A 19,514-nucleotide genomic window follows, 5' to 3' on the forward strand; every position below is an offset into this window, starting at 1 on the left:
GTCGTGGAGTCCGAGGGCGTGGGGGTCGGCGACTCGGTCTTCTTCTCCGCCACCGTCAGGGGGTCGCCGGCCGCACCCGCGTAGGAGGCGCTGCCGAAGGCGTCCCCGGCCTCCTTGGTCAGCTTGGTCGGCATGTCCGTCATGGTGCGGGTGACGGTGACCTCGGCGAGCGGCACGTCCTGCTGGGTCGCGCCCGCCTTCGTCACGTCGGCCGTTATCTTCGCCGCCTTGCTGTCGAACTTCACGTCCGAGAGGGAGAGTTCGAAGCCGTGGGCCTTGGAGACGATGCCCAGGGAGCCCTCGAAGCCGAGCGCGACGGTGTGGGCCTCGGAGTCGTAGCTCCCGGTGCCGTTGACGAAGGTGAAGACACCGTTGTCCTTCGCCTGCACGGCGCCGCCCGCGGGCGTGAAGGTGCCGGCCGCCATGCCGGTGACGTAATTGCGGTACGACTCCTTGATGCCCCAGGTCAGTTCGTACCCCTTGAGCGGTACCTCGGCGGCGGAGGCGGACGTCGCGGCGAGCGCGGTGGCGCCGAGTGCGACGGCGGTCGCGCAGGCTGCGGCGAGGGCGGTCGAGCGGCGGCGGTTGGCGGCCATGGTGATGGGTCTCCTCGGTCGGTGGGTGGGAGCCGCCCGGCCGGAACCGGCGGGCAGGGAGGGGAGGTTCAGTTCTTGCCGGAGGTGCCGGGTGCGTCGGAGGTACCGGGCGCGCTGGGTGCGCTGGGGGCCTCAGGTGCGCCGGGTGCGTCGGCTGCCGGGTGCGTACGGCGCCTGCGCAGGAGCAGCACGGCGGCGGCGACCGCGCCCAGGGCGACGGCCCCGAGGCCGATGGGCAGGACGGGCACGCCCGAGTCGTCCGCGTCGCCCGCGGTGGCCTCGGTCCGCGGCGCGGCCGTCTTCGGCTCGGCGGCGGCCTTCGGGGTGGCCGACCCGGCGCTGCCCAGGTCGGGCAGGGCGGGCAGTTCGGCGGCGGCGGTCAGGGCGACGGCGAGGGAGACCGGGTCCATTTGCGTACCGGCCTTGTACATCCCGCCGAAGGCCCCGGCGCCGGCGGCGGTGAGCTTCGCGGGTGCCTCGGTCACCTGGACGAGGCCGTCCGCCGGCTTGAGGTCCTCGGCGGCGAAGGTGACGAGCGGCACCTTCTTGTCCCCCTTGCCCGCGCTCACGACATCGGCATACAGCGTGCCCTTGCCGTCGTCCGCGATCTCGGCGCGGACCTTGCCGAGTTCCAGGTCGAGGCCCTGCTCCCCGGTGAAGCGGACGGCCCCGGCGAAGGCGGCCTGGAGGGTCCCCTTCTTCTCGTCGTACGTGCCCGAGCCCTCGGGGAAGCGGAAGAGCGCGCCGCCGTCCTGGGCGCCGTCGGTGAGCTTCCAGCCGCCCTTCGCGATCGCCCCGGTGACGTACTCGCGGAAGGTCCTGCGCACTCCCCAGTCGACGGCGCCGTCCTCGATCCGGCCCGATGTCTTCTTCTCGCCCTTCTCCTTCTCTTTGCCCTCGTCCTCTTTGCCCTCGTCCTTGGACTTGGACGCGGAGGGGGACGGTGTGCGCGCCGGCTCGGCGGCCGGCGCCCGCACGTCCGCGGAGAGGCTGACCGGGTCGAGGGCGGTGCCCGCCGTGTAGTACCCGGCGAAGGACTTGGCGCCCTGGGCGGTCAGGGTGGCGGGCAGGTTGTTCAGCCGGACGGCGTTGCCGCCGCCCTTCATGTCGATGCCGCCCAGGGACAGGGAGGCGAAGGGCACCTGCGAGGACGTCGTGACCGTCCCGGTGCCCTTCGCCTTGCTGGTGATGTCGACGTAGAGGGTGCCGCCGTCGCCCGCGAGGCGGACGGTGGGGCGGCTGATCGTCAGGTCGAGCTGGTACGTGCCGTCGCTCTCCTTGTGCCCGAGGAAGTGGACCCCGCCGGAGAAGCCGGCGTCGAAGGCGCCCGAGGAACCGTCGTACGTACCGGTCGCCGAGTGGAAGCGGAACTGGCTGCCGCCGACCGTGGCCGCTCCCCCGGTGAGCGAGAAGCTGCCCTTCGCTATCGGGCCGGTGACGTAGCTCTGGAAGGAGGACTTGATGCCCCAGTCCAGCCGGCCGCCCTGCACGGTCCGGCCCGCCGCGTGGGCCTGGGCGGCCGGGAGCAGCGCCGCCAGTACGGCCGCGAGGACCGCTGCGCAGAGCAGGGGCACGTGGGGGCGTAGGTGCGGGCGGGTCGGCATGTGTCCTCCGGGACGGGGGGATCTGGCCGGATGCGGGTGCTTCCTGGCGAGAAAGGTAAGGCTAACCTAAGCTAAGTTCGCCGGGGCGGGAAGCTTCGGATGAGACAGAAGGGGGCCCGGGTTGTCCGTCGGCCGCGGGATCGTCGTGGCCGGTCGCGCAGTTCCCCGCGCCCCTTGCAGGGCGCAACCCCGCTTGCCCAGGGCCCGGTTGCCCCTCCGGTCGATCGAAAGGACGTACGCGACCGTGCGACGCATGCGTGGACGAGTGGTGGGTGCGCTGCTCGCGGTGCTCGTGGTGGCGGGCTGCGGCTCGCACGAGGAGGCGCCCGGGCGGCCGGCCGCGAAGGCGGGCGCCGTCGCGGACCGGGTCGAGCCGCTCACGGACGTACCGGAGCCCCGGCTCCCGGTCACCGTCCGCTCGGCCGACGGGCGCGAGGTGACGGTCGAGGACGCCGGACGCATCGTTCCGCTCTCCGGCGCCCTCAGCGAGATCGTCTTCACCCTGGGCCTCGGCGACCGGGTCGTCGCCCGTGACATCACCGCCACCTTCGCGCAGGCCGGGAAGCTGCCGGTCGTCACGCGCAACCACGACGTCTCCGCGGAGAGCGTGCTCTCCCTCAAGCCGGACCTGGTGCTCGCGGAGGCCACCACCGGGCCCGCGGAGGCGATGGGGCAGATCCGCGACGCGGGCGTACCCGTGCTGGTCGTGGCCCCGGCGCGGGGACTCGACGACGTGGGCCCGCGGATCGGGGCGGTGGCCCGAGCCCTCGGCGTACCGGCCGCGGGGAAGGAACTGACGCGGCGTTCGGAGCAGCGGCTCGACGCCGTGCGCGCGGACGTCCCGAAGGACACCGGCAAGCCGCGCGTCGCCTTCCTCTACCTGCGCGGCTCCGCCTCCGTCTACCTGATCGGCGGCAAGGGCTCGGGGGCCACCTCGCTGCTCGAAGCGGCGGGCGCCGTGGACGCGGGCGCCGAGTCGGGGCTGAAGAAGGACTTCACCGCGATCACCACGGAGGCCCTCGCCCAGGCGGCCCCCGACGCGATCCTCGTGATGTCCAAGGGGCTGGAGTCCGTCGGCGGCGTCGACGGCCTCGTCAAGATCCCCGGCGTCGCCCAGACCCCCGCCGGGATGGACCGCCGGGTCGTCTCGGTCGAGGACGGCGTCCTGCTCAACTACGGGCCGCGCACGGACGCCGTACTGAAGTCGGTCGTCGGCCAGTTGTACGGGGACGCGAAGTGAGCGCACCCGGCCGGGCCGCGGCCGACCGGACCGTACCGGAGGACGCCACCGGGACCGGGACCGCGCCGGACACCACGACCGGGGCGCCGTTCGGCGAAGACCAGCCCTCCGGGACTCCAGCCGTTCCCGACACCCCGGCCGCTCCCGCCGCCTTCGCCCGTGGCCGTACCGTCCGTCCGCGCCGCAGCGTGCCCTGGCTGCTCACCGCCGGGCTGGCCGGCCTGCTCCTGCTGCTCACCCTCGCCTCCGCCGGGCTCGGCGCGTACGAGATCCCGCCCGGCGACGTCCTCGCCTCCCTCGCGCACCGGGCCGGTCTGGGCGACGGCGAACTCGCCCGCGTACCCGAGTCCGTGCTGTGGAACGTGCGCTTCCCGCGCATCGTGCTCGCGCTGCTCGTCGGGGCCTCGCTGGGCTGCGCGGGCGCGCTGATGCAGGGCGTGTTCGGCAACCCGCTCGCCGAACCGGGCGTCATCGGCGTCTCGTCGGGCGCGGCCGTCGGCGCGGTCGCCGCGATCTCGCTGGGCCTCGGCTTCCTCGGCACCTGGACGGTCCCGGCGTTCGCCTTCGTCTCGGGGCTCGGCACGGCGCTGCTCGTGTACGCGATGTCCCGCTCGGGCGGCCGCACCGAGGTCGTGACGCTGATCCTCACCGGCATCGCGGTGAACGCCTTCGCGGGCGCGCTGATCGGCCTGTTCATCTTCCTCGCCGACACCGCGGCGGTGAACCAGATCACCTTCTGGCAGCTCGGCTCGCTCTCCCAGGCGACCTGGCCGAAGGTGCTGGCCGTCCTGCCGTGCGCGGCGGCCGGCCTCCTCGCCGCGCCGCTGTACGCGCGCAAGCTGGACCTGCTGGCCCTGGGCGAGCGCCCGGCCCGGCACCTGGGCGTGGACGTCGAACGGCTGCGGATCGTGCTGGTCCTGGTCGTCGCGCTGCTCACCGCGGCGGCCGTGAGCGTCTCCGGGGTCATCGGCTTCGTGGGCCTCGTCGTGCCGCACCTGCTGCGCATGGCGGCGGGCCCCGGCCACCGCTTCCTGCTGCCCGGGAGCGCCCTGGGCGGCGCGGTGGTCCTGCTCGCGGGCGACCTCGCGGCGCGCACCGTCGCCGATCCCGCCGAGCTGCCGCTCGGCGTGCTGACCGCTCTCTTCGGCAGCCCGTTCTTCTTCTGGCTGCTGCGCAGGACCCGTCGCAGGCAGGGAGGCTGGGCATGAAGCCGCCGGGAACGACGTCACCGGGACCGAGGCCGGCGGGCCGGATGTGGTTCCGCACGAGGACCGTGCCGCCGGGGCCGGTGGCCGCCGGTGACGTGCTCGCCGAGGCCGAGGCCCTGCGGGTCCGGCTCGGGGGCCGCGAGGTGCTGGCGGGCGTGGACGTCGCGGCCCGCGCGGGCGAGGTGCTGGCCCTGGTCGGCCCCAACGGGGCGGGGAAGTCCACCCTGCTGGGCGCCCTGGCCGCCGACCTCCCGGCCGCCGCGGGGGTCGTACGCGTCCACGGGCGCCCCGTGTCCGGCTGGTCGGCGCACGAACTGGCCCTGCGCCGGGCGGTGCTCCCCCAGTCCGCCTCGCTGTCCTTCCCGTTCCCGGTCGAGGAGGTCGTACGGATGGGGCGGGCGCCCTGGGCCGGACGGCCCGAGGAGGCCGAGGACGACGCGGCGGTGGCCTCGGCGATGGCGGCGACGGAGGTGACCGCCTTCGCGGACCGGCCCTTCTCGGCGCTGAGCGGTGGCGAGCGGGCCAGGGTCGCGCTCGCCCGGGTGCTCGCGCAGCGCGCCCGGCTGCTGCTGCTCGACGAGCCGACGGCCGCACTGGACCTCCGGCACCAGGAGCTGGTGCTCCGGGTGTGCCGGGACAGGGCGCGGGCGGGGGACGCGGTGGTCGTGGTGCTGCACGACCTGGGTCTCGCGGCCGCGTACGCGCACCGGGTGGTGATCCTGCGCGCCGGGCGCGCGGTCGCCGACGGGGCGCCCGCGGAGGTGTTCACCGACCGGCTGCTTTCGGACGTCTACCAGCAGCCGGTGGAGGTGTTCCCGCACCCGCGCACGGGTGGGGTCGTGGTGGCCCCGGTGCGGGGTTCTTGACCCGTCTTTGACCGTTTCGTGGGGGCGGCATTGAGTCGCCGTGACCGGACCGTGCCCTTACGCCGTTCATGAGATCCGAATCACTGGACGGGCGACTTCAAGTCAGGTAAGCCTCAGATAAGTTAGGGCAGCCTCACCGGAGCGCATGCCCCGGCTGTGCCCTGTCTGTGTCCTTCCCGTGAACCCTGGAGCCTGCATGCGAGCCGTCCGACTCTCCGTCGCCACCGCCGCCGCGACCGCGGCGGCCCTGGCCGCCGTCACGGGGTGCACCGAGAAGAGCGAGGCGGCCGGCGGTGACCGGGTCGTCGAGGTGACGGCCACGGACAGCGAGTGCAAGGTGTCGAAGAAGGAGTTCCCGGCCGGGCACGTCCAGCTCGACGTGACTAACAAGGGCTCCAAGGTCACCGAGGTCTACCTCCTCTTCCCCGACGACCGGATCGTCAGCGAGCGCGAGAACATCGGCCCCGGCACCCGCCAGAAGGTCACCGCCGAGGTGAAGGCGGGCGACTACCGCATCGCCTGCAAGCCGGGCATGAAGGGCAAGGGCATCCGGCAGGACGTCAAGGCCACCGGCGGCGGCGAGGCCGCGAAGCGCGACCCGCGGCTGGACGCGGCGGTCGCCTCCTACCGGGAGTACACCCAGGAGCAGGCCGACGGCACGCTGCCCCGCGTGAAGGTGTTCGCGGACGCCGTGAAGGCCGGTGACGTCGCGGCGGCGAAGAAGGCGTACGCGCCCTCGCGCATCGGCTGGGAGCGCACCGAGCCGGTCGCCGAGTCGTTCGGCGACATCGACCCGAAGGTCGACCTGCGCGAGGACGGCCTGGAGGAGGGCCAGGACCTGGAGAAGGACTGGACGGGCTGGCACCGCCTGGAGCGCTCGCTCTGGAAGGACGGGAAGCTCACCGACCGCGACTCCGCCCTCGCCGACCAGCTGGTCGAGGACCTGACCGACTGGCAGAACCGCGTCGGCAAGGCGGAGATCACCCCCACCTCGATGGCCAACGGCGCCAAGGAGCTCCTCGACGAGGTCGCCACCGGCAAGGTCACCGGCGAGGAGGAGCGCTACTCGCACACCGACCTGGTCGACTTCAAGGCGAACGTGGAGGGCGCCGAGAAGTCGTACGCGCTGCTGAAGCCGGTCGCCTCGGAGAACGACGCGGCGCTGACGAAGGAGCTGGACACCCAGTTCGCCGCGCTCGACACGCTGCTGGACAAGTACCGCGAGGACAAGGGCAAGGGCGGGGACGGGAGCGAGGACTCGTACGAGTTCACGTCCTACGACAAGGTCGGCAAGGCTGAGCGCAAGGAGCTCTCGGACGCGGTGAACGCGCTCGCGGAGCCGCTGTCGAAGCTCGCCGCCGCCGTCGTCGCGACGAAGTAGGGACGGCCATGACGGACACGCCCTCCGAACGGACCGAGCAGGCCGAGCACGCCGGGCAGGCCGAGCACGCCGAGCAGGGTGCGGGCGCCGTGGGTGCCCCCTCGCGGCGTTCGGTGCTCGGCTGGGGCGGGGCGGGGCTCGCGCTGGGCGCCGCCGCGGCCGGCGGTGCGGTGGCGGTGGCCCGGTCGGACGACGACCCGCAGCCGGCCGCCGCGGGGGCCGGCGCCGCGGTCGCCTTCCACGGCGCGCACCAGGCGGGCATCGCCACCCCCGTGCAGGACCGGCTGCACTTCGCCGCGTTCGACGTGCGCACGGACGACCGGGCCGTGTTCGTGCAGCTGCTCAAGGACTGGACCGAGGCGGCCCGGCGGCTCACCGCGGGGCAGGCCGTCGGCGAGGGCGCGTACGGCGGACCGGTCGAGGCCCCGCCGGACGACACCGGTGAGGCGCTGGGCCTCAAGCCCTCGCGGCTGACCCTGACCATCGGCTTCGGCCCCTCCCTGTTCGAGAAGTTCGACCTCGCGGACCGGCGGCCCGAGGCGCTGATCGACCTGCCGAAGTTCGCGGGCGACAACCTCGACCGCGACCGCAGCGGCGGCGACCTGTGCGTGCAGGCCTGCGCGGACGATCCGCAGGTCGCGGTGCACGCGATCCGCAACCTCGCCAGGATCGGCTTCGGCAAGGTCGTCATCCGCTGGTCCCAGCTCGGCTTCGGCAAGACCTCGTCGACCACCCCGGACGCCCAGACCCCCCGCAACCTCATGGGCTTCAAGGACGGCACCCGCAACATCGCGGGCACCGAGACGGACCGGCTCAAGAAGTTCGTGTGGGTCGGCGAGACGGACACCGACGACGACTCGGCCTGGATGACCGGGGGTTCGTACCTGGTGGCCCGCCGCATCCGGATGAACATCGAGACGTGGGACCGGACCTCCCTGCAGGAGCAGGAGGACGTCTTCGGCCGCGACAAGGGCGAAGGCGCCCCCGTCGGCCGGGCGAAGGAGCGCGACGAGCCGTTCCTGAAGGCGATGAAGCCCGACGCGCACGTGCGGCTCGCGCACCCCGACACCAACGCGGGGGCCACCCTGCTGCGCCGCGGCTACTCCTTCACCGACGGCACCGACGGGCTCGGCCGCCTGGACGCGGGCCTGTTCTTCCTCGCCTACCAGCGCGACGTGCGCAAGGGGTTCGTCCCGGTCCAGCGGAGCCTGGCGGCCGATTCGCTCAACGAGTACATCCAGCACGTGGGTTCGGCCGTCTTCGCGATCCCGCCCGGCGTCCGCGACGCGGACGACTGGTGGGGCCGGGCCCTGTTCTCCGAGGAGGCGTAGGCCGTGTTCGGCAACTATCTGATCGGTCTGCGCGAGGGGCTGGAAGCGAGCCTCGTCGTCTGCATCCTCATCGCCTACCTGGTGAAGACCGGGCGGCGGGACGCCCTCAAGCCGGTCTGGACCGGCATCGGCGTCGCGGTCGGGCTCGCCCTGGCCTTCGGCTTCGCGCTCGAATTCGGCTCCCAGGAGCTGACGTTCGAGGCGCAGGAGGCGCTCGGCGGCTCCCTGTCGATCCTCGCGGTCGGCCTGGTGACGTGGATGGTCTTCTGGATGCGGCGCACCGCCCGGCACCTGAAGGCCGAGCTGCACGGAAAGCTCGACGCGGCTCTCCGGATGGGCACGGGCGCGCTGGTGGCGACCGCCTTCCTGGCCGTCGGACGGGAGGGCCTGGAGACGGCCCTGTTCGTGTGGGCGTCCGTGCGCGCGTCGAACGACGGCACGCAGGGCCCGTTGATCGGCGTCCTGCTGGGCATCCTGACCGCCGTGCTCCTGGGGTGGCTGTTCTACCGCGGGGCGGTGCGGATCGACCTCGCCAGGTTCTTCACCTGGACCGGCGGCATGCTGGTGGTGGTCGCCGCGGGCGTCCTCGCGTACGGCGTGCACGACCTCCAGGAGGCCGACTTCCTGCCCGGCCTGACGGACAAGGCCTTCGACATCAGCTCCACCGTCCCGCCGGACAGCTGGTACGGCACGCTCCTGAAGGGCGTCCTCAACTTCCAGCCCGACCCGACGGTCGTCCAGGTGGTCGTGTGGATCGCCTACCTGGTGCCGACGCTGGCCTTCTTCCTGGCGCCCTCGCGGTCGCGGTCCGGCCGGAGGACGGCCGGGGCGGCCGCCCCGGTGCGCGAAGAGGCGTGAGGCCGGCGCGGTAGGGTTCGCCTCCGGGATTCGGGGATTCGGGAAGCGGAAGGTGACGGGACTCGATGAGCAGGGATCGCAGCCCTCGTAGGCTTCGTATGCCTCGCGGTCTTGGCCGGGGCGCGCTGGCGGCGGCGTCGGTCACCGTGCTGTCGGTGACGGCGAGCGGGTGCGTGGTGGTGCACGGGGAGCAGGAGATCCTGCCCGGCGCCACGAGGGCCGAGGCCGCGCGCGCCCTGTCGGACTTCACCACCGCCTACAACGAGGCGAACGGCGCCAACGACCCGGCCCTGGACGCGGACCGGGTCACCGGCGCCCTCGGGGACATCGACGGGGCGAAGCTGCGGGCCGGCGGCAAGAACCAGCCGGGCGGCAATCCGGAGTACGTGCCCCTCAAGCTGACCGACACCGAGTTCACCATCCCCGAGAAGGCGGGCTGGCCGCGCTGGTTCGTCACCGACTCGAAGGCCAACAAGGGGCGCGCCGAGGACCGTTGGCTGCTGGTGTTCACCCGCGGCGACGCGAACGACGTGTGGCAGGTGTCGTACCTGACGATCGCCGCCGCCGCCGAGATACCGGAGTTCGAGAAGGACGAGGACGGCTGGGCCCAGCCGGTCGCGGCGGACGCGGCGGACCTGGCGGTCGCCCCGGGCCGGCTCCCGAAGAGCTACACGGCCTACCTCAAGGACGGCGGCGACACCTTCGCGGCCGGCGCCCACACCACGCAGTGGCGCTCCGACCGGAAGAAGAACGCGGCCCGTCCCGGCCTCGCCCAGCAGTACATCGACGAGCCGCTCGCCTCCGGCGACTACGCCCCGGTCGGTCTGCGCACCGAGGACGGCGGCGCGCTGGTCTTCTTCACCACCCGCCACTACCAGAAGCAGACGGCGGCCCCGGGCGTCCCCATCAACGTCACCAACGCGGACGTGAAGGCCCTGATGACGGGCGACCCCAAGCAGTCCCTGACCCTGGAGTCGACCAGCAACCAGGCAGTCCTGAACCCCCCGAAGTCATCCCAGAACCCCAAAATCCAATTCCTGAGCAGAATCCAGGGCCTGACAGCAGCAAAGGGCGAGTAGGCGCGCCCCTTGGGGGCGCCCTTCAGGGGCGCGGGGAACTGCGCAATCTTTTAGGGGCGCGAGGAACTGCGCGACCAGCCCCCACCGACCGGCAGTCGGCAACGAACCGCCCCCGACGCCGTCCGCAGGACAGAGGGGGCGAGGGCCCAAGCCCGAACCCCCATTCACTGAGCCGCAGCGAACGCCTCATACACCCGCTTCGGAATCCGCCCCCGCGCAGGCACCTCCAGCCGATTCGACTGCGCCCACGCCCGCACGGCGGCCGGATCGGGCGCCACGGCCGTCTCCCGGTACGCCTTCCCGGACCGCGACCGCTTCCGCCCGGCCTCCACATACGGCTCCAGCGCCGCGCGCAACCGCTCCGCATTCGCCGGATTCAGGTCGATCTCGTACGACGTGCCGTCCAGACCGAAGGCGATCGTCTCCGCCGCTTCCGAGCCGTCGATGTCGTCGAAGAGAGTGACTACGACACGCTGCGCCACGAATATCGGTCCCTTCGTGCGGCACCTCTCCGGCGGCGTCCGACGACGTGCGGAGGTGCCGGCTGTCCGGCTGCTTTTATGAGTGATCGGGCAAAGTATCTGGTATTGCCAATTCATTTGTACAGTGCCCGGCAATGCATTGTGAAGCTCGACTAAATCCCTTGGCGTGTCCGCAGGGCAATAGGAACCCCGGTCCCGATCCGGATCTTTCCCAGAATTTTTCGCGAAGGCGCCCCGACGATAGCTCCTCGATGCGGAATCGTGATGGCCGTCACGTAGATTCCTACGAATCTACCCGCGTAGAAATTTTGTACGGGTAGTCTGAACGAACCTGCTCAGCACCACACACCGGGAGTGCCAGTGGCACGCGTCGTAGTCGACGTCATGCTCAAGCCGGAGATCCTCGACCCCCAGGGCCAGGCGGTGCAGCGTGCACTGCCGCGCCTCGGTTTCGAAGGCATCTCCGACGTACGTCAGGGAAAGCGATTCGAACTGGAAGTTGACGGACCGGTGGACGACACCGCGCTCGCCCGCATCCACGAACTCGCCGAATCGTTCCTCGCCAACACCGTGATCGAAGACTTCACGGTCAAGGTCGAGGAAGTCGCGGAGGCCGGGAAGTGACCGCTCGTATTGGCGTCGTCACTTTCCCGGGGAGCCTCGACGACCGGGACACCCAGCGGGCGATCAAGCTCGCCGGCGCCGAACCCGTCGCCCTCTGGCACAAGGACAAGGACCTCAAGCAGGTCGACGCGGTGGTGCTGTGCGGCGGTTTCTCGTACGGCGACTATCTGCGCGCCGGTGCCATCGCGCGCTTCTCGCCGGTGATGGAGACCGTGATTGAGCAGGCGAAGTCGGAAATGCCGGTGCTCGGCATCTGCAACGGCTTCCAGATCCTCACCGAGGCGCACCTCCTGCCCGGCGGGATGCTCGGCAACGACCACCTGCACTTCATCTGCCGCGACCAGAAGCTGCGGGTGGAGAACGCCTCCACCGCCTGGACCGCCGACTACGAGTCCGGCCAGGAGATCCACATCCCGCTGAAGAACATGGACGGGCGGTACGTCGCCGACGAGCGCACCCTCGACATGCTGGAGGCGGAGGGCCGGGTCGCCTTCCGCTACGTGACCGGCGGCGACGCGGCCGACGGCTACGGCAACCCCAACGGCTCGCTGCGGGACATCGCCGGCATCTCGAACGCGGCGGGCAACGTCGTCGGTCTGATGCCCCACCCGGAGCACGCCGTGGAGCCCCTCGTCGGCTCCGGCCGCACCGACGGCCTCCCCTTCTTCACCTCGATCCTCAAGAAGCTGGTCAACGCATGAGCCGGACTCCTCTGGACACGGTCGAGCACGCGGCCGAGACGCCCGACGTCGACCTCCCCTGGGCCGAACTGGGCCTGAAGAAGGACGAGTACGAGCGGGTCGTGGAGATCCTCGGCCGCCGGCCCACCGGCGCCGAGCTCGCCATGTACTCCGTCATGTGGTCCGAGCACTGCTCGTACAAGTCCTCCAAGGTGCACCTGCGCCAGTTCGGCGAGAAGGCCCCGCAGTCCGACGCGATGCTCGTCGGCATCGGCGAGAACGCCGGCGTCGTCGACGTCGGCCAGGGCTACGCGGTCACCTTCAAGGTCGAGTCGCACAACCACCCGTCGTACGTCGAGCCCTACCAGGGCGCGGCCACCGGCGTCGGCGGCATCGTGCGCGACATCATCGCGATGGGCGCCCGCCCGGTCGCGGTCGTGGACCCGCTGCGCTTCGGCGCGGCCGACCACCCCGACACCAAGCGCGTGCTGCCCGGCGTCGTCGCCGGCATCGGCGGCTACGGCAACTGCCTGGGCCTGCCCAACATCGGCGGCGAGGTCGTCTTCGACGCCTGCTACCAGGGCAACCCGCTGGTCAACGCCGGTGCCATCGGCGTCATGCGGCACGAGGACATCCACCTCGCGAAGGCGTCCGGCGCCGGCAACAAGGTCATCCTGTACGGGGCCCGCACGGGCGGCGACGGCATCGGCGGCGCCTCCATCCTGGCCTCCGAGACCTTCGACGACGCCAAGCCGTCCAAGCGCCCCGCGGTCCAGGTCGGCGACCCCTTCCAGGAGAAGCTCCTCATCGAGTGCACCCTGGAGGCCTTCGCCGAGAAGCTGGTCGTCGGCATCCAGGACCTCGGCGCGGCCGGCCTGTCCTGCGCGACCTCCGAGCTCGCCTCCAACGGCTCCGGCGGCATGCGCGTGACGCTGGACGACGTACCCCTGCGCGACTCCACGCTCTCGCCCGAGGAAATCCTCATGAGCGAGTCGCAGGAACGCATGTGCGCGGTCGTCGAGCCGGAGAAGGTCGACCGCTTCCTGGAGATCTGCGACAAGTGGGACGTCATCGCCACCGTCATCGGTGAGGTGACCGACGGCGACCGCCTGGAGATCTTCTGGCACGGCGGCAAGATCGTCGACGTCGACCCGCGCACGGTCGCGCACGACGGCCCGGTCTACGAGCGCCCGTACGCCCGTCCGGAGTGGCAGGACGCCCTCCAGGCGGACGACGCCAACAAGCTCCCGCGGCCCGCCACTTCGGAGGAGCTGCGCGGCCAGGTCCTGCGGCTGGTCTCCTCGCCGAACCAGGCCTCCAAGTCCTGGATCACCTCCCAGTACGACCGTTTCGTGCAGGGCAACACGGTGCTGGCGCAGCCCGAGGACTCGGGCATGATCCGCATCGACGAGGAGTCCGGGCTCGGCGTCGCCATCGCCACGGACGGCAACGGCCGTTATGCCAAGCTCGACCCGTACACGGGTGCGCAGCTCGCGCTCGCCGAGGCGTACCGCAACGTCGCGACGACCGGCGCCAAGCCGCTCGCCGTCTCCGACTGCCTGAACTTCGGCTCGCCCGAGGACCCGGCCGTCATGTGGCAGTTCGCGGAGGCCATCCGCGGACTCGCCGACGGCTGCCTGCAGTTGGGCACCCCGGTGACCGGCGGCAACGTCTCCCTCTACAACCAGACGGGCGAGGCGGCCATCCACCCGACCCCGGTGGTGGCCGTGCTGGGCGTCATCGACGACGTCGCCCGCCGCACGCCGGCCGCCTTCCGGGAAGAGGGCCAGCTCCTCTACCTGCTCGGCGACACCCGTGAGGAGTTCGGCGGGTCGGCCTGGTCCCAGGTGATCCACGACCACCTGGGCGGGCTGCCTCCGCAGGTGGACCTGGAGCGGGAGCGCCTCCTCGGCGAGATCCTGATCTCCGCCTCCCGCGACGGCATGATCGACGCCGCGCACGACCTGTCCGACGGCGGTCTGGTCCAGGCCGTGGTCGAGTCGGCGCTGCTCGGCGGCAAGGGCGCGCGGCTCGTCGTGCCCGACGGGCTCGACGCGTTCACGTTCCTCTTCTCCGAGTCCGCGGGCCGCGCCGTCGTTGCGGTCCCGCGCTCCGAGGAACTGCGCTTCACCGACATGTGCGGGGCGCGGGGGTTGCCTGCGGTGCGCATTGGGGTGGTCGACGGTGACGCGGTCGAGGTGCAGGGCGAGTTCTCCCTGCCCCTGACCGAGCTCCGCACGGCACACGAGGCGACGATCCCGTCGCTCCTGGCGTAGCGCGCGCCCCCACCGGGCGGTGTTTAGACCTCCGCCCGGTGGGGGCCGTTCGCGCAGTTCCCCGCGCCCCTAAAAACGTCGGGGCTGAGCAGGTCGACATGGCTGCTCACCGGCGTCCCGTAAGGGGCGCGGGGAACTGCGCGACCAGCCCCCGCCGGCCCGCGGACGAAACACGGCCCCCAGCATCTAGGCTCCACCCCATGCCGCATCTAGGCTCCACCCCATGCCCCCGGCCAAGAAGCGCCCCCGTACCTACGACCCCGTCAGGACCCGCGCCGCGGTGCTGGCCCAGTTCGGGAACGTACGGGCGGCCGTACGCGACCTGGACCCCGAGCAGCTTGCCGCGCCCACCGCCCTCGGCGACTGGACCGTACGGGAGCTCGCCGCGCACTTCACCATGGCCCTGGAGGCCGTGAGCCGCGCCCTGGACGGGCCCGAGCCCACCGGCCCCGCCCTCACCCTGCTCGACTGGCCGTCGGCCACGGCCGCGCGCGCGACCGAGGTCGACGACGACGTACGCGCGCTCGCCGCAGCCGAACCCGACCTGGACGCGCTGTACGCGCGCACCGAGGCACGCTTCGCCGAGCGCCTGCCGGACGCCCCGAACGGCCGGCTGCTGGCGACCCGCGTCGGAGCCATGACCCTGGCCGACTATCTGGTCACCCGCACCGTGGAACTGGTCGTCCACACCGACGACCTGAACGCCGCCGTCCCCGGCCTCGGCATCCCGTACGACCGCCAGGCCCTCGCCGCCTGCACCCGCCTGCTGGCCGACGCGCTCGCCGCGAAGGCGCCCGGCGCCTCCACCGAGGTCCGCGTGCCGCCGTACGCGGTCGTGCAGTGCGTGCCGGGCCCGCGCCACACCCGCGGCACCCCGCCCAACGTCGTCGAGACGGACCCCCTCACCTGGATCCGCCTCGCCACCGGACGCACGCGGTGGCGAACGGCCCTGGACGACGCGAAGGTCAGCGCGAGCGGAGAACGCGCGGACCTGGGCGGACTGCTTCCCCTCATGGGCTGACCCACCGTTGCGCGGCCGTTACGCGCCGAGGGAACCAGACACCCCACCCGCCCCGTCGAAGCGGCATGCACACGCAACGATTCAACCTCAGCGCCCTCGGCACCCGGGCAGGTATCGGCGCCCTGGTGGTCACCGGGTTCCTCGCCACGGCCGCCTGCGGCACGGAGAACGGCGGCAAGGAGTCCGGCTCCGCCTCCGTCGGCACCCGGCAGGCCACCGAGATCACCGGCAAGCAGTGGAACGTGCGGAGCATGACCGTCGACGGCAAGGAGCACGACGCCCCCGCCGGCGCCTACGTCGAGTTCGAGAAGGACGGCACGGTCGGCGGCAACTACGGCTGCAACCACTTCGGGGCCAGTGCCGAGATCAAGGGCGACACCATCACCGTCGGCGACGACGCGGTCAAGACCAAGAAGGCCTGTACGGCCGAGGGCGCGATGGACTTCGAGACGCAGCTCGGCAAGGCCCTCTCCGACAGCACGATCAAGGCCGAGGTCGACGACGACGAGCTGACCCTCACCACGGACGGATACACCGTGAACCTCACCGCCGAGCAGCCCGCCGACCTGTACGGCACCAAGTGGAACGTGACCGGCACCGTGAAGGACGAGGCGAAGGGCGCCTCCGCCGTCGCCCTGCCCGCCGCGGCCGAGGGGAAGGCCCACCTCACCTTCGACGAGGAGAAGGGCACCGTCAGCGGTGAGCTCGGCTGCAACCGGGTGACGGCGAAGGCCACGGTCGGCGACGGCACTATCACCCTGGGCACCCCCGGCACCACTCGAAAGATGTGCTCCGACTCACTCATGGACACCGAGAAGACCCTGCTGAAGCTCTTCGGCGGCACGGTGAAATATCAGCTGAAGGGCAGCACCCTCACGCTGACCAGCGAAAACGGCACAGGGCTCGAAGCCGTCGCTGCGAAGTGACCCCCGGCGGGCGGCGCCCCATGGCGCCGCCCGGGCGCTTCCCCAATTCGGACCAGTGGTCGATCTCGCCTACACTCGGTGGCGTGCCACGTGGTGACGGACGACTCAGTCATGATCTGCTCCCCGGTGAGAAAGGACCCCAGGACGCTTGCGGCGTCTTCGGAGTCTGGGCTCCCGGTGAAGAGGTCGCCAAGCTCACTTACTTCGGGCTCTACGCCCTCCAGCATCGGGGCCAGGAGTCCGCGGGAATCGCGGTCAGCAACGGTTCCCAGATCCTCGTCTTCAGAGACATGGGCCTCGTGTCCCAGGTCTTCGACGAGGCCTCCCTCGGCTCCCTGCTCGGTCACATCGCGGTCGGTCACGCCCGCTACTCGACCACCGGCGCCTCCACCTGGGAGAACGCCCAGCCGACCTTCCGTGCCACCGGGCACGGCTCGATCGCGCTCGGCCACAACGGCAACCTCGTCAACACGGCGGAGCTCGCCGGGATGGTCGCCGACCTGCCCAAGCAGGAGGGCCGCACCCCCCGGGTCGCGGCGACCAATGACACCGACCTGCTGACGGCCCTGCTGGCCGCCCAGGTCGACGACGAGGGCAAGCCGCTGACCGTGGAGGAGGCCTCCGCCACGATCCTCCCGCAGGTCAAGGGCGCCTTCTCGCTCGTCTTCATGGACGAGCACACCCTCTACGCCGCCCGTGACCCGCAGGGCATCCGCCCGCTGGTCCTCGGCCGCCTGGAGCGCGGCTGGGTGGTCGCCTCCGAGTCCGCCGCCCTCGACATCTGCGGCGCCGCCTACGTGCGCGAGATCGAGCCGGGCGAGTTCATCGCGATCGACGAGAACGGTCTGCGAAGCTCCCGGTTCGCGGAAGCGAAGCCCAAGGGCTGCGTCTTCGAGTACGTGTACCTGGCCCGCCCGGACACCGACATCGCCGGCCGGAACGTGTACCTCTCGCGGGTCGAGATGGGCCGCCGGCTGGCGAAGGAAGCCCCGGTCGAGGCCGATCTGGTCATAGCGACCCCGGAGTCCGGCACGCCCGCCGCGATCGGTTACGCGGAGGCCTCCGGCATCCCGTTCGGCGCCGGCCTGGTGAAGAACGCGTATGTCGGCCGGACCTTCATCCAGCCTTCACAGACCATCCGCCAGCTGGGCATCAGGCTGAAGCTGAACCCGCTCAGGGAAGTCATCAAGGGCAAGCGCCTGGTCGTCGTCGACGACTCGATCGTGCGCGGCAACACCCAGCGCGCCCTGGTCCGGATGCTCCGCGAGGCGGGCGCGGCCGAGATCCACATCCGGATCTCCTCGCCGCCCGTGAAGTGGCCCTGCTTCTTCGGCATCGACTTCGCCACCCGGGCCGAGCTGATCGCCAACGGCATGACCATCGACGAGATCGGCACCTCCCTGGGCGCCGACTCCCTCTCGTACATCTCCATCGACGGCATGATCGAGGCCACCACGATCGACAAGCCGAACCTCTGCCGGGCCTGCTTCGACGGCGAGTACCCGATGGACCTCCCGGACCCCGAGCTGCTCGGCAAGCAGCTGCTGGAGACCGAGCTGGCAGCGGGCCCCGCCGCCACGGCCGCGGCCGACGCGATCCGTCGTCCGTAGGACCGCGAGCAACCTCGCAGCGACACCGCTGTACGACACGAAAGTCCTCACCCTCATGTCTGAGACAACTGGTGCCAGCTACGCAGCGGCGGGCGTCGACATCGAAGCGGGCGACCGCGCGGTCGAACTGATGAAGGAGTGGGTGAAGAAGACGCAGCGCGCCGAGGTCGCGGGCCTCGGCGGCCTGGGCGGCTTCGCCGGCCTCTTCGACGCCTCCGCCCTCAAGCGGTACGAGCGCCCGCTGCTCGCCTCCGCCACGGACGGCGTCGGGACGAAGGTCGACCTCGCCCGGCAGCTCGGCGTGTACGACACCATCGGCCACGACCTGGTCGCGATGGTCATGGACGACATCGTGGTGTGCGGCGCCGAGCCGCTCTTCATGACCGACTACATCTGCGTCGGCAAGGTCCACCCGGAGCGGGTCGCCGCCATCGTGAAGGGCATCGCCGAGGGCTGCGTCCTCGCGGGCTGCGCCCTGGTGGGCGGCGAGACGGCCGAGCACCCCGGTCTGCTGGGCCCGGACGACTTCGACGTCGCCGGCGCCGGTACCGGGGTCGTGGAGGCCGACCGGCTGCTGGGCGCGGATCGTATCCGTACGGGTGACGCGGTGATCGCCATGGCGTCCTCCGGCCTTCACTCGAACGGGTACTCGCTGGTCCGGCACGTGCTCTTCGACCGGGCGAACCTGAAGCTCGACGCCCAGGTCGCGGAGTTCGGCCGCACGCTCGGCGAGGAGCTCCTGGAGCCCACCAAGATCTACTCGCTGGACTGCCTGGCGCTCACCCGCACGACGGACGTGCACGCGTACTCGCACATCACGGGCGGCGGCCTCGCGGCCAACCTGGCCCGGGTGATCCCGGACGGCCTGCACGCCACCGTCGACCGCGCCACCTGGACCCCGGCCCCGGTCTTCGACCTCGTCGGCACCACCGGCCGGGTCGAGCGCCTGGAGCTGGAGAAGACGCTGAACATGGGCGTGGGCATGATCGCGGTCGTCCCGCAGGACTCCGTCGACGCGGCCCTGACCACCCTGGCGGACCGCGGCGTGGAGGCGTGGGTGGCCGGCGAGATCACGAACCGCACGAACGACCACAAAACAGCCGCAACCCTGATCAACGACTACGCGGCTGGCTAGCCGAAATCCCCGCGCCCCGCTCAGGGGCGCGGGGAACGGCGCAATCTTTTGTCTTTAGGGGCGCGGGGAACTGCGCGACCAGCCCCCACGGACCCGCACCCGACCAAGCCGACGGCACGTCACCCGGTGCCGCCCGCCAAGGGCCATGCACAAAACCCGGTCCGGGTGACAACCCCGGACCGGGTGAAGCGCAGCTAGAACGACGAGCGCAGTCGGCGCGTCAAGCCCCGCGGCGTTGCGACGCAGGACCGGACTCGTCGTCCTCGTCCTCGTCGTCGTTGTAGAGATCCGCGTACTGGGCGTACGGGTCGTCTTCCTCGTCGTCGTCCTCGAACGGCTCGCCATTCGGCGGCTGTTGCGAAGTCGAAGCGCCCAGCTCATTGGCCAGACGCGACAGATCAGTCCCGCCGCTGCTGTACTTCAGCTGGCGGGCGACCTTCGTCTGCTTGGCCTTTGCCCGGCCGCGCCCCATGGCTCGACCCCCTCGGATACGGGGCTCGACGGCCCCAGAGTCTTGACACGCGTTCATGATCTGGAACGGACTCTCCGTGGAGAGACCGGTCCGTAGGGCTTCCACGGTACCTGAGCCCACGCCCA

Annotated in this window: 18 protein-coding genes; 14 read left to right on the forward strand and 4 right to left on the reverse strand. The window is 71.5% G+C overall.

Annotated features, from left to right (window positions below):
• Positions 1-596: HtaA domain-containing protein (locus FGF04_RS19615; RefSeq protein ID WP_188114150.1), on the reverse strand; the 596-nt coding region annotated here is incomplete at its 3' end.
• A 68-nt stretch (positions 597-664) separates the two neighbouring features.
• A complete protein-coding gene (locus tag FGF04_RS19620; RefSeq protein ID WP_149512607.1) occupies positions 665-2,200 on the reverse strand; it encodes an HtaA domain-containing protein in 1,536 nt (511 codons plus the stop codon).
• 253 nt (positions 2,201-2,453) lie between these two features.
• Here FGF04_RS19620 and FGF04_RS19625 point away from each other — a divergent pair, with 253 nt between their 5' ends.
• From FGF04_RS19625 to FGF04_RS19655, 7 genes are all read left to right on the forward strand, one after another.
• A complete protein-coding gene (locus tag FGF04_RS19625; protein ID WP_188114144.1) occupies positions 2,454-3,440 on the forward strand; it encodes a heme/hemin ABC transporter substrate-binding protein in 987 nt (328 codons plus the stop codon).
• A 188-nt stretch (positions 3,441-3,628) separates the two neighbouring features.
• Entirely contained in the window at positions 3,629-4,648 is a 1,020-nt protein-coding gene (locus tag FGF04_RS19630) for a FecCD family ABC transporter permease (protein WP_235882412.1), read from the forward strand.
• 44 nt (positions 4,649-4,692) lie between these two features.
• Positions 4,693-5,514 (forward strand): heme ABC transporter ATP-binding protein, encoded by an 822-nt coding sequence (locus FGF04_RS19635; protein ID WP_149512674.1) that lies wholly within the window; start codon positions 4,693-4,695, stop codon positions 5,512-5,514.
• A gap of 196 nt (positions 5,515-5,710) precedes the next feature.
• Positions 5,711-6,895 (forward strand): iron uptake system protein EfeO, encoded by a 1,185-nt coding sequence (gene efeO, locus FGF04_RS19640; protein ID WP_149512610.1) that lies wholly within the window; start codon positions 5,711-5,713, stop codon positions 6,893-6,895.
• Between the two features lie 8 nt (positions 6,896-6,903).
• On the forward strand, positions 6,904-8,226 hold the full coding sequence (efeB, locus tag FGF04_RS19645; RefSeq protein ID WP_149512611.1) for an iron uptake transporter deferrochelatase/peroxidase subunit: 1,323 nt from the start codon (positions 6,904-6,906) through the stop codon (positions 8,224-8,226).
• A gap of 3 nt (positions 8,227-8,229) precedes the next feature.
• Positions 8,230-9,084, forward strand: a complete 855-nt coding sequence (gene efeU, locus FGF04_RS19650; RefSeq protein ID WP_149512612.1) for an iron uptake transporter permease EfeU — start codon at positions 8,230-8,232, stop codon at positions 9,082-9,084.
• 98 nt (positions 9,085-9,182) lie between these two features.
• Complete coding sequence (locus FGF04_RS19655) at positions 9,183-10,163, forward strand: hypothetical protein (protein WP_235882403.1); 981 nt, start codon at positions 9,183-9,185, stop codon at positions 10,161-10,163.
• A gap of 164 nt (positions 10,164-10,327) precedes the next feature.
• Here FGF04_RS19655 and FGF04_RS19660 read toward each other — a convergent pair whose 3' ends face one another.
• Positions 10,328-10,645, reverse strand: coding sequence for a histone-like nucleoid-structuring protein Lsr2 (locus FGF04_RS19660; protein ID WP_149512614.1), 318 nt, complete (start codon positions 10,643-10,645; stop codon positions 10,328-10,330).
• Between the two features lie 360 nt (positions 10,646-11,005).
• On the opposite strand from FGF04_RS19660, the gene purS reads away from it, so the two are divergent.
• The 7 genes from purS (at position 11,006) to purM (ending at position 18,917) form a co-directional block, all read left to right on the forward strand.
• Entirely contained in the window at positions 11,006-11,269 is a 264-nt protein-coding gene (gene purS / locus FGF04_RS19665) for a phosphoribosylformylglycinamidine synthase subunit PurS (RefSeq protein ID WP_055518089.1), read from the forward strand.
• Positions 11,266-11,970, forward strand: coding sequence for a phosphoribosylformylglycinamidine synthase subunit PurQ (purQ, locus tag FGF04_RS19670; RefSeq protein WP_149512615.1), 705 nt, complete (start codon positions 11,266-11,268; stop codon positions 11,968-11,970). Before purS ends, purQ begins: the two co-directional genes overlap by 4 nt.
• Complete coding sequence (gene purL, locus FGF04_RS19675; RefSeq protein ID WP_149512616.1) at positions 11,967-14,225, forward strand: phosphoribosylformylglycinamidine synthase subunit PurL; 2,259 nt, start codon at positions 11,967-11,969, stop codon at positions 14,223-14,225. Before purQ ends, purL begins: the two co-directional genes overlap by 4 nt.
• A gap of 223 nt (positions 14,226-14,448) precedes the next feature.
• On the forward strand, positions 14,449-15,246 hold the full coding sequence (locus FGF04_RS19680) for a maleylpyruvate isomerase family mycothiol-dependent enzyme (RefSeq protein WP_149512617.1): 798 nt from the start codon (positions 14,449-14,451) through the stop codon (positions 15,244-15,246).
• Positions 15,247-15,311: 65 nt separating this feature from the next.
• Positions 15,312-16,172, forward strand: coding sequence for an META domain-containing protein (locus FGF04_RS19685; protein ID WP_149512618.1), 861 nt, complete (start codon positions 15,312-15,314; stop codon positions 16,170-16,172).
• 83 nt (positions 16,173-16,255) lie between these two features.
• Entirely contained in the window at positions 16,256-17,782 is a 1,527-nt protein-coding gene (purF, locus tag FGF04_RS19690; protein WP_149512619.1) for an amidophosphoribosyltransferase, read from the forward strand.
• 55 nt (positions 17,783-17,837) lie between these two features.
• Positions 17,838-18,917 carry a phosphoribosylformylglycinamidine cyclo-ligase gene (gene purM / locus FGF04_RS19695; RefSeq protein ID WP_149512620.1) on the forward strand — a complete coding sequence of 360 codons (1,080 nt, stop codon included), beginning with the start codon at positions 17,838-17,840 and terminating at the stop codon, positions 18,915-18,917.
• Positions 18,918-19,137: 220 nt separating this feature from the next.
• Here purM and FGF04_RS19700 read toward each other — a convergent pair whose 3' ends face one another.
• Entirely contained in the window at positions 19,138-19,389 is a 252-nt protein-coding gene (locus FGF04_RS19700) for a DUF3073 domain-containing protein (RefSeq protein WP_149512621.1), read from the reverse strand.
• Positions 19,390-19,514: the final 125 nt, after the last annotated feature.

Source organism: Streptomyces apricus (assembly GCF_008369065.1).
Lineage (GTDB): Bacteria > Actinomycetota > Actinomycetes > Streptomycetales > Streptomycetaceae > Streptomyces > Streptomyces apricus.

Bases quoted from the DNA above. Each gene is read 5' to 3' on its own strand.
- FGF04_RS19685 (WP_149512618.1), top strand. From the start codon at position 15,312: ATGCACACGCAACGATTCAACCTCAGCGCCCTCGGCACCCGGGCAGGT.
- FGF04_RS19635 (WP_149512674.1), top strand. From the start codon at position 4,693: ATGTGGTTCCGCACGAGGACCGTGCCGCCGGGGCCGGTGGCCGCCGGT.
- purL (WP_149512616.1), top strand. From the start codon at position 11,967: ATGAGCCGGACTCCTCTGGACACGGTCGAGCACGCGGCCGAGACGCCC.
- FGF04_RS19680 (WP_149512617.1), top strand. From the start codon at position 14,449: ATGCCCCCGGCCAAGAAGCGCCCCCGTACCTACGACCCCGTCAGGACC.
- FGF04_RS19655 (WP_235882403.1), top strand. From the start codon at position 9,183: ATGCCTCGCGGTCTTGGCCGGGGCGCGCTGGCGGCGGCGTCGGTCACC.
- efeO (WP_149512610.1), top strand. From the start codon at position 5,711: ATGCGAGCCGTCCGACTCTCCGTCGCCACCGCCGCCGCGACCGCGGCG.
- FGF04_RS19700 (WP_149512621.1), bottom strand. From the start codon at position 19,389: ATGGGGCGCGGCCGGGCAAAGGCCAAGCAGACGAAGGTCGCCCGCCAG.
- efeB (WP_149512611.1), top strand. From the start codon at position 6,904: ATGACGGACACGCCCTCCGAACGGACCGAGCAGGCCGAGCACGCCGGG.
- FGF04_RS19620 (WP_149512607.1), bottom strand. From the start codon at position 2,200: ATGCCGACCCGCCCGCACCTACGCCCCCACGTGCCCCTGCTCTGCGCA.
- FGF04_RS19625 (WP_188114144.1), top strand. From the start codon at position 2,454: ATGCGTGGACGAGTGGTGGGTGCGCTGCTCGCGGTGCTCGTGGTGGCG.
- purM (WP_149512620.1), top strand. From the start codon at position 17,838: ATGTCTGAGACAACTGGTGCCAGCTACGCAGCGGCGGGCGTCGACATC.